This is a genomic window from Lysobacter sp. A289 (assembly GCF_054072675.1).
This window is the reverse complement of sequence record NZ_JBSVRN010000001.1, coordinates 2,463,159-2,476,566: the sequence shown is the minus strand read 5'-3', so window position 1 is coordinate 2,476,566 and position 13,408 is coordinate 2,463,159. Positions and strand designations below refer to the sequence as shown.

The window sequence follows — 13,408 nt, the reverse complement described above, 5'->3', positions numbered from 1 at the left end:
GGCCATCATTGTGCGCACGAAAGCGGCAACGGTCTTGTACGGGTTGAACCTGGCGGCCGCTGCGCCGACCAGGCACGTTGACGGTAGCTACCCGGCGGCAGGCCGAAAGCTTCGCGGAAGGCGCGGGAAAAGTGCGCCTGGTCGAAGTAGCCGCAACGGATCGCAATTTCGCTCATGTCATGCGCATCGCTGGCCAACATCGCTGCGGCAAGATTCAGGCGCAGGCGACGCCGGTAGGTGCCGGGCGAGCAGCCAAAATGCTGGCGGAAGGCGCGCGCCAGATGCACTGGGTGCACATCGCAGCCAGCGGCGACGCCGGCCAGCCCAAGAGGACTGTCGAGATCCTCGTGCAGGCAGTCGCGCGCGCGCAGCAGCCAGCGGGGCGCCTGCTCAAGGACTTCCTGGTAGCGCGTCGCCGTGGCCGTCAGCAACTCCACGCAAAGCGACTCCAGCGCCAACGCGCCGTCATCCTGGGGGAGGGTCAATCGCAGCGCCGCCTGCAGCGCGCCCGGACCAGGTGTCACCGCATAGTCGGGCAGGACCAGCACCTCTTCCAGGCCACGCTGCGCCGCCAACGACATCGAGACAGTGACGAACCGGCCGGACTCGCTGCGAAAGCGATCGCGGTGCAGGGTTCCTGGCGGGTTGTACACAAGGATCGGCCCTGCCTTGCTGCTGGACACCTTGCCGGCGCCGGCCAGGCCGCGCGCGGAGGACACGTAGTCTCCCTCCAGCACCAGGACAAAATGGGCTTCTGCGTGCGCGTGCTCGACGACGCCGTCCTCCGGCACCGTGGGCACCAGTTGCGATACCGAAAACCCGGGTGCGCGCCAGGTCGTCTGACGCGCACCGAGAAACTGGTCATGCTCGAAAACGTTTCGGGTCATGGCGCCAAGATCACTCCCGCTGCGCATGGCTCAATCGACGGCTTCGACCTTGCCCAGGCCATTCGGGCTGCGTGGATCGCTGGCCGCGGTCTTGACGTTGCTGGCCTTGTCCCAGACCACTACGTTCATGTTGCCCCACGAGTCCCTGTCGTTGATTTCGTAGCCCATTTCTTTCAGCTTCGCCAGCACATCGGCGGAAATGTCGCTGCCCTTCTCGATGTCGACGCGGTCAGGCATGAATTGATGGTGGATGCGTTTTTGCGCGGTAATCTCGCCGGCATCCTTGCCGTCAATGAAGGCGAGGATGGCGCCAAAGACCTGGGTGATGATGGTCGAACCGCCGGGCGAGCCGATCACCGCCAGACGATCCTCGCCGATCACGAAGCTCGGCGTCATCGAGGACAGCATCCGCTTGCCGCCGACCGCCGCGTTGGCGGCGCCGCCGATCAGGCCGAACGCGTTGGGCTGGCCGGCAACCAGGGCGAAGTCGTCCATCTCGTTGTTCAGCAGCACGCCGCTGTTGCCGGCGACGAAGCCGGAGCCCAGCGTGGTGTTGACGGTCGCGGTCATCGAGACCATGTTGCCGTCCTTGTCGATGATCGAGTAATGCGTGGTGTGCATGCCGGGATCTTTCACGGCCACCGACGGCAGCCACTCGGACTTGGTGGCCCGATCGGGCAGGATGCTCTGGCGCAGGCCGTCGGCGTAGTAAGGGGACAGCAGCATGTCCAGCGGCATCTTCACGAAATCCGGATCGCCCAGGTATTCGTTGTGGTCGCGGAAGGCGCGGCGCATCGCCTCGACGAGGTAATGGATGCGGTGGGCTTCATCCATGCTCTTGAGGTCGATCGGCGCGAGGATGTTCAGCATTTCGGCGACCGCCACGCCACCGGAGGACGGCGGCGGCGCGGTGACGATCTTGTAGCCGGCGTAATCCAGCTCGATCGGCGCGCGCTCCTTCGCCTGGTAACTGGCCAGGTCGGCGAGCGTCCAGGTACCGCCGGCCGCCTTGACGGCCTTGACCATCTCCTTCGCCACCGGGCCCTTGTAAAAACCGTCGGCGCCACGTTCGGCCATGGCTTTCAGCGTCGCGCCCTGACCCGGGTCGCGGAAGATATCGGCTTCCTGCGGTGCGTTGCCGTTGGGGAAGAACTTGCTGGTCGAGGCCGGGTAGCGGCGCAGCACGTCGGCCTTGCGCGTGATCGAACGAACCAGCGCGCCGGTGGGGTGGAAGCCCTCGTCGGCCAGCCGGATCGCCGGACGCAGCGACACCGACAGTGGCAGTTCTCCGTACTTGTCGGCCATGTATGCCAGGCCTGCAGGCATGCCGGGAATGCCGGCGGCGAGCGGGCCGTTGAGCGAGGTGTCGCGGTTGGGGGTGCCATCGGCGTTGAGATAATCGGCCTCGCTCACCGCCTGTGGCGCCATCTCGCGCGCATCGATGAAGGTGTCCTTGCCGGTGGCGGCATCGTGGATCAGCGCGAGAAAACCGCCGCCCAGACCCGAGCCTTCCGGTTGCACCACCGACAGCGAAGTGGCCACGGCAATCGCGGCATCGACGGCGTTGCCGCCTTGGGCGAGGGTTTCGAAGCCGGCTTCGGTGGCCAGGGAATTCGCACTGGCGATCGCGGCAGTAGTCGTGGTGGTGCGCGCCGGCGTAGCGTCCCGCGCATACACCAGCACGCTGAACGTGGCGATCGCCACCACCAGCACGAGTCGGTACCAGCGCAAGTTGCGACGGTTCGGCATTGCACGGGATTGCAGCGTGTCTTGATCGAACATTCGGTCACCTTTCACGTATTGAGGTCGAACTCGATCGAGCATAGTCACAGGCAAGCGAAGCCTCCTATGAAAAAAGCGGCATCTGGCATAACCAAAGGTTGTGAATGCTTTCGCCCCGAAGCTTCGCTTGAAAATGGTACAAACACGTGTCCCGCTTGAATGAATAGCTAGGACTGTGGTGGCTGACTGCGTTCCCTGCCCCAGAACTCAACGATGATGGTCATTACAGTCCAAACCAGCAACGTGGGTCGAATCTTGTCGGGCACCAATCCTTCGGATTGAAGCGCAAATTCAACCAACTCGGGAAAGGCGAGGGACATTGCAAGTGCGCAGATCGAGTACACCACACGGTGCTTGCTCGATGATATGTAGAGTATGAAGACAACAGCGCCCGCTAGCAGCATCAGAATTTGGCCGAACTGCCAACTATCAAGATTTTCGGTTCCTGATAGAACAAAGCCGAGGACTGCTCCGAAGAACATATTCAGTCCATTCAAATTTGCCTTATATTCGCCAATTGACAATCGACCCAGGCCGACCTTGTTAAAAACAGCACTGATCTTCTTTAGCACGCGGTGTCCTCTCTGTGAACGGGCTTAATGCCTGAATTAAGCCGACCCGCGAAACAGGTTCGGCTTGAACAAATTATTATGTTGTAGCGATGCGCCTGCAAACTGAACGATAAGTCGCTTTATTGTATGGTTTTTCCCTTTGGAAGAGCGAGGCTCGCCATGGCGACGATTACCAGGATCCCCGCGATTGCAAGAAACGAATCACTGTAGGCCATGGCGGATGCGCTCCGATCGTTGCCCGGACTCACCAAGCACACAGAGTAAGCAGCGATGATGAGCGCAAAAATTGTTCCCGAAAAGTGAAGACGTCTGCAGATTTTGTTGGTGTGTTGGCTCAGATAGAACGGGTAGAACTCGACCATGCTGCGAAATTTTTTAGAAAATCCCGTCACAACATTTCTCCCGCAGTCTAAGCCTGAACTAAGCCGACCCACGAAGCGGATTCGGCTTGAATTAATTGTATGCGCCCCGAGGCCGCTTACGTGCCATCCTGATTGCGGGCTATCATTGCAGATGATGACCGACCTCACCACGACGCTTCGAGAGCGCCTAGGGCTTGCGGATCCTGCCCCGCTGGGGTTCCAACGAGGCGACGCCGAAAAGGCCGATGGATTCGACCGAGAACGGATCGAGTACCGGGGACTCGAGGGTGACCTCATTCCGGCTTTCCTGTTCACGCCGAGGGGTCGCGACACGCTCGGCGGAGTGGTTGTCTTTCACCAACACAATGGGGAGTTCCACTTCGGAAAGAGCGAGGTAGCCGGCGAGGTGGGCGACGCGTTTCAAGCATTCGGGCCCGCGCTTGCTCGTAGAGGTCTCGCAGTCTTGGCCCCGGACTCCATCACTTTCGAGGACCGACGAGGAGCGGTTCAGGGAGTGGAACCGGATTATTACGATTGGCTTCAGCACTACAACGCCATGAGCTACCGGTTGCTGGATGGCGACCTGCTGATGAGGAAGTGCCTGGATGACGCCCAACGGGCCCTGAGCGTTCTGTTCCAAGCCGCTGATATAGACGAGCGGCTCGTGGGCGTGGCAGGACACTCATACGGTGGTTACACAGCGCTTTACCACGCAGCAGTTGATGCACGATGCCGGTTCGCATGCATCAGCGGTGCCGTGTGTAGCTTCGAGACGCGCCGCCGGGAAGACACCGGGATCACCCTCTTCGAGGCCGTGCCCGGGCTCGCTCGCCAGATCGACACGCACGATGTCCTTTCGGCCATCGGACCTCGGCCGACAATGGTTGTGTCGGGTACCAAGGACAAGTATTCACGGGATGCAGACCAGGTCGTGGCCAAGGTCGCCGGCGACTTCATCACCGAGCTCCGCGTCGACCGCGGACACGCTCTCGATCTAGATAGATTCGATGCGATCGTCGAGTGGATCGTCGGCCGCGTATCCAATCAGTGAGAAGGGACGCCTAACGCTGGAGTTAAGCGGCGGCGCCTTCCGCCTTGAACGAAATGTTAGACAACGCTGCGTTTAGCTGGCTACGTTGTACCAAACCGAGATAAGCCAAAGCGCTGGCTGCATGCTGCCGCCGCAAGCCGACTGTTGGATGTGTTGGACCTCTACAGCGTGATTCTGAGAGAGCCACTCGTTGATGCGCGCCTCAAAGTCTTCCGCTTTCCCGGCATTGTGAGCACCAATGAATCCCTTGTCTTGCATGGGCGCTTGAACCCAGAACAACTTGACTTGCATGGAACCATCCTTGTGTTGTTAAGCCGATCCGCGAAACGGGTTCGGCTTGAATGAATTGTTAGCCCCCGCAGGAGCGATTCTCGCTGTTGTTGGCGTGATATGCCCTTTAATTATGCGTCGTCATTTCTACTCCTAGATAGATTTTCCGTGATTAGCGCCGCCACCATCCGTCCCATCCAAATGTTTCAGCAACCTGCTTTCCACACGCGCCTTTGCGCCATGAATGGCCCTTGCCGGGAAATATGCAGAAAACACGTTTAATTTTGTTATCCTGGATATTCCAGATCACCCTGAGTTTAGGCATGCCATCCAATGGCTTGCCTTCCACCTGTACGGTCAATTCAGTGGCATACAGCACATGGCCTTCCGTGTTCACTCGCATAGTATGCGCAGCTGCATCAATTTTGAGCGTGCTGGTTGGCTTGCCTGTTTGTCTGTGGTGCCATCGTTGCAGATAATTGTCCGCGACAGCTTGATTCATTCCGGCTATGACGGCCTCATCCACGCGCACTCCCGCCATATGGGGAGGAAGGTCTTCGACAACTTCGTTGACCGAGGCTCGATCTACTACGCTAGTTTGCGTTGTCGCTGACGAGGTGCTTTGTTCAGAATTTGGGCTTCTGGAAGCGCGTTGATTATCTTGATCATCTAGGTGCATCAAATAGGCGGTAAGTCCGACAATAACAACTAGAAGGGTCCAGCCAGCTTGTGGCTTCCGAATCATCAGTGCGATCCATGCAACTACAAGGGCTCCCACCGATGCGCCTAGCCAGAATGCAAACGACACAAATGCATGCAGTGCCGTTGGGTGTGTAGGAAACCCGTTGATAAATCCGAGTGCCAGCCCCATAGCTAGCGGGGCAGCAATTAGCATCAGTAACGCGTGTACCCACATCGATGTAGGAGCGCGATTTTCTGCCTGATCTCGTGTTGAATTGGGGGGTGACGAGGGCTCTCCACTTTTTTGGAACGATTTTCCGCATTCGCAGACTTCGACGTCGTCCGTAATCTGTCTCTGGCACTCAGGGCATGTCTTCATCACGTCCTCCAGTTTTCAGCCTAACTTAAGCCGACTTGCGTAGCGGATCCAACAGCATGGCAAGCTCATTCTCACATGTTATTGGGGTAGCGGAGCAGTTCGGCTTGAGCGAATTGTTAAGCGCCGCCATGAAATTTTGACTTTCAAGTACGCTATAAGCAATCTCTCGGATATGTCAAAATATCACCTATAACGCCATCATCCTTTCCGCTACAACTACGCCATTGTCAGGAAAGGTCCGCATGTCCTCAGTAGTACATACATAGTTTTCCATTTTGTCCTCCATGGCACTGTGCAGCTGCTGCGACGTTATATCCGAGGGCGCTTGCGCCGGGCCTCGGCGTCACCCTCCCAGCGCTCTTGCGCTACAACCGAGCGTTTGGCGGTCAAACGCGCCTCTAGGCGCTCCAGGCCGATCTCTTCCCCTGTATCACAACAATATCCGTAGTCGTGCTTATCAATTTCCTTGATTGCATTGTCAATCTCTCGGATGAGCCGGATGTATCGTCTCCGCGCTCGCAGCAACCGACTTCTCCTCCATTCTGCATCGGTCAGGGCGTCATCTTCATCGGCTGCGTCTTCCTGAGGCACTTGAGCAGAGCCCCTTAACTCTTCGCACAATTGCTCCCGCCACTGGAGCAGACGGTGACGGAAGTACTCGAGTTGCAGGGGATTCATGTACTCCTCCTCCGGAGAGGGCTTGTAGCCAGTCGGAACGATCGGGCGACCCGTAGACTCGTCGACTGCATGGGAAACGACTTTGTATGCAACGCTGGGTCGCGTCATAGGTTTGGCGAAGGACCGGAAGGCGTCGACAGGGCCGTATGAGCACGACGCGGATCTCAAAGCCATGCCCTCAGGTGCCATGTGCGTCACCGGTACTATCGTTGGTAACCCGTCGACCTTGTCGCCCTCCCTCCGCTCCCTGATCAGCACGGCCGAGGTATGGTTTGTCACTAGTCCATAGCGCAGAGCGAGCGACTCCTTCGTATCATCGCGTGCTTGTTGCCATGCCATATGTCCAGCAATCGCCCGAAGAGCCGGCGCTTCTTGCAGAGCTGGCGGATCAAATGTCGCTACATCCGGGCTGTCGCCAATACGTACCTGCGCATTGAAGCCGAGCGCGTTCGTCAGCATCGCTACTGCGGAGACGGCATCACCCGGATACGCAACATCCATCCGCAGCGGTTCTGCACCCTGGCAGCCCCATTCCACGTCGATCGAAAGCGGACCGATGTCGCGCGTACGCCGCAGCTGGCGCATGACGCACTCGTCAATTGGCTCGGCTGGTACTGCACGCTCCAGCACCGCGCGGGTCGCGCTGGCCAGTGGGGCGAGCACGTCTGCGCCAGCGCTGCTGCCGACGGCCACTACGAAGATCCGGAGCCCCGCCTGGGTAGCGCGAACTCGGATCGCTTCGACCTCCCCCGGCTGCACCGCACCGTCCGTAACCAGAATGATCGCTTGGGCGCGTCCCGACGGCGGCCCCATGCCAATCAGCGCGTCGATGGACTGGTCAAGTGCAGGCCCGATGTCGGTACCGCCGAGATCAGCATCAACCGTATCGGCAAGAGCCACCATCGCCTCGCGCACGCGTGCCGATGCGTTCAGGGGCCGGCGAAACAGCGGCACCGTGCTGCTGCCGAAGCGCAATATCTGGATACGGTCATCATCTCCCAGTTCACCGGCTACTGCCCGAAGGGCGTCACGCGACTGCTCTATCGCGTCGCCGGACATGGAACCCGATCCATCCAGTACCAGACAAATGTCGCACGGGCCCGAGCTTCGCAGGTCTCCTGGCGCGATGAGGCTGAGCATGCCGATTGCCGCCTCGCCATCGCGCACGAGCCGTGCCTGCCCTGCGAAGTCGACAGGCAGGTCGAAGACCAGCACCAGGTCCCGGTCGAGCATGGCTTGGTTCAGATGAAGCACCTGCGTATCGCCTTCGCGAGAGAACCGTGCGCCATGGGTTGCACAGTTGACCGGCGAATTGGCCAGGAGTCCCTCTACCCGGATGGTCGCTTCCAGCAGGTGCTCGGCCGCGAAATCGCTTTGGGGCTCCTCGAGTTCCCTCAGGCGGCTGCGCCCGTAACGGGGACGATGCACCATCGGCAGACTGAAACGCGCCGCGCCATCGGCGCTGCGTAGCGGCGCGGCAAAGCGCAGGACGACCTCGCCCTTCTCGTTCGGCTTGAGATTGCCGAGATTGACACACAGCATCCCCGGCTCCAACCGCTCGAGTAGGACGGCACTGTCACCATCGGAGATCGCTTCGTCGTAGCTGCGGCTTGCCTTCAACCGAGACACCACGTTGGCCGTGCGCTGTTCGCCGGCAAGCGTGGCCGTCATGCCCATGAACGCCGAATCCAGCGGCACCGGGAACGAGTAGACGGCCTCGATGGCATCGACCCCGTGGTTGTGGAAGACGTGACGCAGCTCGTACTCGGCGACCAGGTCGGTGATGACGACCATCAAGACGCTGTGGGCGAGCGGCGTGGTGGCGAAGTTGCTACTGCTGGAACGTCTCATGCGATGGGATCCCCTATGGATATTCAGCGCTGTTCGCGCGATTCATCGGCCACCCGCGACTCGCGCAGGTCCTGGTATGCATCCTGTACAGCTCGAAACAGTTGCCGCAGTTGCGCCTGGGTGAGACCTGCCCGGTCAGCAGCGACTACCACCTCCAGACCATCAGCCACGATCAGGTGCGACCGAACCTCGACTGCACCCGGGCGGGCCGGAGCGATGGGCGATTCGTGCTTCCCCTGCAACAGGCCTCCGATTGCGTCCAGCGACAGGCCGGCCTCCTGCCACTGCCGGATGCGAAGCAGTTCGGCGAGGTGAACCTCGGTGTAGTACGCACCGCGCTTCTCGCCTTCGGGGCCCGGCAGCAGACCTTTCTGGATGTAGAAGCGGACGGTGCGTCCCGGGACGTCGGTACGCTCGCTCAGTTGTTGAAGGCTAAGTTTCATATGAGTCACTTCTGGTGTCGCAAACACTGTCTTATAAGAGAATGCTCTTGTCAAGCGGTGGGCTCCTTCGTAGACGACGGAGGTCGGATCGCCACAGAGGAATTCGGCGGCTCGGACGTCTTCGTCGGAAACGCGGAACAAACCCATTGTCGACAGGACCGACGACGAGTTCGACGCTGTCTTTCTATGCGACGAATGCCTGGGCGGGCTTCGTGGCGCTGCGTGAGTCCGCAGACGGAGGTCGCGTGATCATGATCTCGGCAGGGTTGACGCGGATGCCGCGTGCTGGCGCGCGAGGTTGGCAGCCACGGAGTCACCGTGAACAGCGCAAAGCAGCCCATGGCGCAGCGGCCAAACAACACACGAGTCGCGGCGAACCGATCACCGAACAGATCCATCCGTTTCAACGCCAAAGTGACGCGATGGACAAAAGGTCAGACCAAGCTAGTGAGAATCTGACCGACAATACGGTCACTACCAACACGCGCCGGCTGATCCCCGGACGCGGCGAGACCGATGAACGAAAGAGGCCTCCGGGTACGGTTTTTACCCTGGTCCCGGCAGGCATCATCCGCCCAACAAGACCGATTACGGAAATGCAGGGGCGCTCACTAACCCCGGCGATGAGGTCGCGAACCTCGGTGTTGAGCCCTGGAACCTCGACGTCGAGCATCTGGACATCATTGACGACGTCGCGGACCTGTTGGATGGCCTCGCGGACCTCGTGGGAGGCGTGCCGGACCTCACTGATGAGGTTCCGAACCTCATTGACGAGGTTCGGGACCTCGTTTTCGACGGAGATAATTGCATGATCGGTGCATGATCGGCGTAACAGGTCCAACAGCTCTCATGGGCGTTGCACTAGTGAATGCAGGGTATCTACTCACACAGTCCAAAACGCGCCGCGTTTGATGAACATTCATATGATTCTCGAGTACAGCTGTGAAACATGCCGAGCACAATTATGATCGCTACCGAAGCAAGTGCAAAAATGGCAAGGAAATTTCTTAAATGCATATAAACAGCGGGGAAGTTCTTCTTGACTCTACGGGCTATGTTCGTTGTGAGAATCACTACGGCGCCAGCTGTGGCAATACCCCCCAGCATCCATAGGAACATCCATCCGCCGACATATATACAAAAACCAATACAAGCCGCAACAAAAATAGCGGTTCCGTAGTCTTTCATGAGGTTCTGACCATGATGAGTTCTCATACCTGTAGTGATGCGAAACAGGTGGAGGCTGTAGCCCTCTGTGGTGAAAGCCTAGCGGCCACCAACCCCAATTCGGGACATCGGGATAGTCCCCTCCATAGATAAGTCAGTCATGTGTCACCGAGGGCCACTGGCACTAGCTATCCATGACTCGGAGCACGCTGGCGATCGCCGGTTGCGCGTACTCTCGATCCATCGGACTGATTGTTTTTAGAATCTCGAATCGCTCGGAACAGGCTTCGTCGAACCGGGCGAGATCGCCGCCAGTCCACTTCTGTTCAAACGCCCGAACGGAATCCTCGACTTCGTCCCGACTCGAAAGCCACTCTTCCTCGAGCCGCTTTGCGTAACGCGACAAGGAGCTAGGCTAGTGCCGAAGCCTTGCGCAAAAGCGATCTATAATCCGTCATCCCCGGTAAGGATTGAATAAAGAATCCCATTGGCGTACGCACGGTACTGCTTCGATTGAGGCAGCCAAACGAGAGTTTTAATCATAAGTCAATCCCCCATTTATTCGTATAAACTAGTTAGTTGGTTAAACAACTGACTGGATTCCTTCGAATCGAACGTACATCCCGCCACCGCGAAACAACGGCACACTGGGCTCGCGCGGATCCATAAACTTCTGTTCTGTGCTAGCAAGAGAGACGGACGCGAAGTGTCCAATTCGACCTAGAGCTGCACATTGCTCTTTTATCTGCGGCAACGTCACCGGCTTTTCCGCCTGGGTTGCCGGGAATATAGCTGGGCGGACCACTACCCATTCGGGACCGCTTACACCCACAAACCAAATTGCTGGATCTACATCCGGATTGCTTTGCCAAGACATCAGCTTGAACCCGCGTTCCCGAAGATGGTCCCGGACTACTTGAACTGCCATATCATGCAACTCCCAGCCCGTCATCTCGACTTGGTCGGAAGTCACCATTGAAGGCGGTGAAATGGGGGCGCGCGTATTTGCATCCAGTAGACCCCAGCCTTCGTTCGTCGCTACCCATTCACTGCTTAGTAGCTTCCGCCTCATTGGTAAAATTCAGGGGTGTCCGCTGGTTCGGTTCGCGACAGCGAGCAAGCCACTGGTGCTTCCAGGCCCTTCAACCTTCTTAGCTGCGTCTTCGACGCGCACAAAGAAAAGTTGGTTCCCTAAACGAAACGACAAATGCTCTAGGAACGGCGGATATGGGTGCGCCCTGAGCCAGGCACCAATTCCTCCCGACACCTGTCCGTTGAGATGTCTCCCTGCAGCTTTCCAGCACTCGACAAACTCAGAGGACATTGGCTGTGTATTCAATTTCTGCACGGGCGAATCTCCCCTGATCTCCCAATCCGACAATGTGGCAAGCACTACCTGCCACGTTGTTGGTGTAGCGAAGCAAGTTCGGCCTGAAGAGCCCGCTACCCGCGAAAGAAACCCTCGTAGCGCTCTCCAAATTTGTTAATGGCCTCCGCCATATTTGGATCATTGAAAATAAAGTCTTTCGTACAGGAGTCAGCCTGCAAAATCAGTAGCTTGAGGTACCCGTAGAGCACGGATGTTTCCAACTTCTCGGTTTCAGTGACCTGCTTAATGATGCGGCGCAGGTAAGAGTGGTGAAGGTTTGTTGCTACGGCAAGTTCCCTAGAGCCGGGTTCGCTATCTGCGGCGAAACTGCTAAAAGCATTAAGCGCTTCTTCAAACAGTGATAGCTTAAGTGCGGACTCCGCCTCCAGTTCAGTTCTCTCAGGAAGGCTGCGAACCTCTTTTAAATCTTCGGATTCCACAGAACTCCCCCTTTTTCTGCCACGGCGGTGCTGTAACGAAGCAGGTTCGGCTTGAACGAATTGTTAGGCGCGTGCCTCGACGACGCGCGCCCCGTCTGATGTGAGTCTAGTTGCGAAAGCTACAATCTTGCCCCGTGCACTGGCCGGAACATAGTTGGCTTGTGGGCGCGAATGGCTAATATTTATGAACACCCCGATGGGATAGCGCAACTTGGCAAGGATTGACTCTAAGTCAGCGAAGTCCTCAGCAGCCTTCTTTGGCCCCGCCCGAAGTTTGAGCGCGATCACCGCAAAATTACCGTCTAGACGATTTGCGTGAACTGCCGGATCAAAGGGTTGATGAATGATGATGTCTGGGCGAAGTTTTATGCCATGTCGCTCCAGAGTCTTCTGGTACTCCTGTTCAATGACGGCGCGATCAGCTAGCAAGCAATCAGGAATGCGCTTGGATAGCTCAACTAGTAGCTGCCCTTGAAACCCGCGTTCGGTCTCATAGAACCTCGGCTCCGCGATTGCGAGAAGCGATTCACGGATTGCTTGGAGAAATAGTTCCGTATCCACGATTAGCGTCTAACGCCTGAGTTAAGCCGACTTGCGTAGCGGAGCCGACAACGTGGCAAGCTTTTTCTGCCACGTTGTTGGTGTAGCGAAGCAAGTTCGGCTTGAACGAATTGTTAGGCGGCAGCTCATATTGTGGAATGACGTGCTGGTGAAATGCGCTTGGCTTTGTCAATGTGCGATTTCAGCTGAGCTACCGCTAAGGTCACGGCCAAATTGAAAGCGGAGCGTGCGTCCCTGGGGTAGTCCGAGAAGAACTGCCGGTTGAGATCAAGTGATTTCGATTCCTCGATTGATACGAAATTGCCGCAACTATCCCGAATTGATGTTGTTTCGAAGCTCAATCCGTGAAGCTGATGCGCAAAAGCGTTCCTGATGTCACGCATGCGGTGCAGGTCCTTTGCCTCGCTGACGCTAATAATGCCTATGGCCTGTGCGAGTGTGATTCTGGCGCTAAACGTGCCAATGGGCATCATCTTTCCAGTGAGCTTCTTTGCGACTTCGGCTGAAGTGAAGGTGGCATCGAGCAAGTCCTTCAGAAGTTGATCCAGCATTGCAGGCCCGAGGACCGCCGCCGCACGATCTGTCTCCTGTTGGAACTCTGAGAGAAATGTGTTGACAGTTGGATCTTGCGAAACCAACCGGCCTTCTGGGTGACGACGCGCCATACTTTCTCCTGCCGCCTAACGCTGATTCAAGCCCCTAAACGGGGCGTAGCAAACAGTATGCCCGAAAGCTCCTCAGAGCCAATAGCTCACAACCGGCACCAAATCAACCGGTCACACATATCTAACCTTGGCCCGCTCGACCCCGAGTTGGTTCTATTAGGACTGCCGCAACGCGGTGTAATACTCGCAACGCCTCCAACGAAATATTCCGCCGTGGGCGCTGGACCGGGACCGTTGCAACCGGAGTAAG

General features: G+C 57.8%; 13 protein-coding genes. 1 reads left to right on the top strand and 12 read right to left on the bottom strand.

Features of this window, described 5'->3' with window-relative positions; all coding sequences use genetic code 11:
• Positions 1–5 precede the first annotated feature (5 nt).
• The 4 genes from ACW5DN_RS11475 to ACW5DN_RS11460 all read right to left on the bottom strand — a co-directional run bounded on the left by ACW5DN_RS11475 (position 6) and on the right by ACW5DN_RS11460 (position 3,603).
• Positions 6–887: a helix-turn-helix transcriptional regulator gene (locus ACW5DN_RS11475; protein WP_456962788.1), complete on the bottom strand. Its 882-nt coding sequence runs from the start codon at positions 885–887 to the stop codon at positions 6–8.
• A gap of 30 nt (positions 888–917) precedes the next feature.
• Positions 918–2,669: a gamma-glutamyltransferase gene (gene ggt / locus ACW5DN_RS11470; protein WP_456962787.1), complete on the bottom strand. Its 1,752-nt coding sequence runs from the start codon at positions 2,667–2,669 to the stop codon at positions 918–920.
• A gap of 167 nt (positions 2,670–2,836) precedes the next feature.
• The gene (locus ACW5DN_RS11465) at positions 2,837–3,241 is read right to left on the bottom strand and encodes a hypothetical protein (protein ID WP_456962786.1); all 405 of its coding nucleotides are present in this window, start codon (positions 3,239–3,241) and stop codon (positions 2,837–2,839) included.
• 119 nt (positions 3,242–3,360) lie between these two features.
• Positions 3,361–3,603: an Mpo1-like protein gene (locus ACW5DN_RS11460; protein WP_456963059.1), complete on the bottom strand. Its 243-nt coding sequence runs from the start codon at positions 3,601–3,603 to the stop codon at positions 3,361–3,363.
• 154 nt (positions 3,604–3,757) lie between these two features.
• On the opposite strand from ACW5DN_RS11460, the gene ACW5DN_RS11455 reads away from it, so the two are divergent.
• On the top strand, positions 3,758–4,654 hold the full coding sequence (locus ACW5DN_RS11455) for a dienelactone hydrolase family protein (RefSeq protein WP_456962785.1): 897 nt from the start codon (positions 3,758–3,760) through the stop codon (positions 4,652–4,654).
• Between the two features lie 72 nt (positions 4,655–4,726).
• On the opposite strand, the gene ACW5DN_RS11450 is transcribed toward ACW5DN_RS11455, so the two are convergent.
• From ACW5DN_RS11450 to ACW5DN_RS11415, 8 genes are all read right to left on the bottom strand, one after another.
• Positions 4,727–4,945 (bottom strand): hypothetical protein, encoded by a 219-nt coding sequence (locus ACW5DN_RS11450; protein ID WP_456962784.1) that lies wholly within the window; start codon positions 4,943–4,945, stop codon positions 4,727–4,729.
• A gap of 151 nt (positions 4,946–5,096) precedes the next feature.
• Positions 5,097–5,819, bottom strand: a complete 723-nt coding sequence (locus ACW5DN_RS11445; protein ID WP_456962783.1) for a hypothetical protein — start codon at positions 5,817–5,819, stop codon at positions 5,097–5,099.
• A gap of 474 nt (positions 5,820–6,293) precedes the next feature.
• Positions 6,294–8,513: a VIT domain-containing protein gene (locus ACW5DN_RS11440; protein ID WP_456962782.1), complete on the bottom strand. Its 2,220-nt coding sequence runs from the start codon at positions 8,511–8,513 to the stop codon at positions 6,294–6,296.
• A 23-nt stretch (positions 8,514–8,536) separates the two neighbouring features.
• Positions 8,537–8,956 carry a MerR family transcriptional regulator gene (locus ACW5DN_RS11435; RefSeq protein WP_456962781.1) on the bottom strand — a complete coding sequence of 140 codons (420 nt, stop codon included), beginning with the start codon at positions 8,954–8,956 and terminating at the stop codon, positions 8,537–8,539.
• Positions 8,957–9,359: 403 nt separating this feature from the next.
• The gene (locus ACW5DN_RS11430) at positions 9,360–9,797 is read right to left on the bottom strand and encodes a hypothetical protein (protein WP_456962780.1); all 438 of its coding nucleotides are present in this window, start codon (positions 9,795–9,797) and stop codon (positions 9,360–9,362) included.
• A gap of 1,769 nt (positions 9,798–11,566) precedes the next feature.
• Positions 11,567–11,932, bottom strand: coding sequence for a hypothetical protein (locus ACW5DN_RS11425; protein WP_456962779.1), 366 nt, complete (start codon positions 11,930–11,932; stop codon positions 11,567–11,569).
• 63 nt (positions 11,933–11,995) lie between these two features.
• Complete coding sequence (locus ACW5DN_RS11420) at positions 11,996–12,493, bottom strand: hypothetical protein (RefSeq protein WP_456962778.1); 498 nt, start codon at positions 12,491–12,493, stop codon at positions 11,996–11,998.
• 125 nt (positions 12,494–12,618) lie between these two features.
• Positions 12,619–13,158 carry a hypothetical protein gene (locus ACW5DN_RS11415; RefSeq protein ID WP_456962777.1) on the bottom strand — a complete coding sequence of 180 codons (540 nt, stop codon included), beginning with the start codon at positions 13,156–13,158 and terminating at the stop codon, positions 12,619–12,621.
• Positions 13,159–13,408: the final 250 nt, after the last annotated feature.

What these genes read in the sequence shown, in the direction of transcription:
- ACW5DN_RS11435 (WP_456962781.1), bottom strand. Translation starts at nt 8,956, where the DNA reads ATGAAACTTAGCCTTCAACAACTGAGCGAGCGTACCGACGTCCCGGGA.
- ACW5DN_RS11415 (WP_456962777.1), bottom strand. Translation starts at nt 13,158, where the DNA reads ATGGCGCGTCGTCACCCAGAAGGCCGGTTGGTTTCGCAAGATCCAACT.
- ACW5DN_RS11450 (WP_456962784.1), bottom strand. Translation starts at nt 4,945, where the DNA reads ATGCAAGTCAAGTTGTTCTGGGTTCAAGCGCCCATGCAAGACAAGGGA.
- ACW5DN_RS11440 (WP_456962782.1), bottom strand. Translation starts at nt 8,513, where the DNA reads ATGAGACGTTCCAGCAGTAGCAACTTCGCCACCACGCCGCTCGCCCAC.
- ggt (WP_456962787.1), bottom strand. Translation starts at nt 2,669, where the DNA reads ATGTTCGATCAAGACACGCTGCAATCCCGTGCAATGCCGAACCGTCGC.
- ACW5DN_RS11460 (WP_456963059.1), bottom strand. Translation starts at nt 3,603, where the DNA reads ATGGTCGAGTTCTACCCGTTCTATCTGAGCCAACACACCAACAAAATC.
- ACW5DN_RS11475 (WP_456962788.1), bottom strand. Translation starts at nt 887, where the DNA reads ATGACCCGAAACGTTTTCGAGCATGACCAGTTTCTCGGTGCGCGTCAG.
- ACW5DN_RS11445 (WP_456962783.1), bottom strand. Translation starts at nt 5,819, where the DNA reads ATGCTAATTGCTGCCCCGCTAGCTATGGGGCTGGCACTCGGATTTATC.
- ACW5DN_RS11455 (WP_456962785.1), top strand. Translation starts at nt 3,758, where the DNA reads ATGACCGACCTCACCACGACGCTTCGAGAGCGCCTAGGGCTTGCGGAT.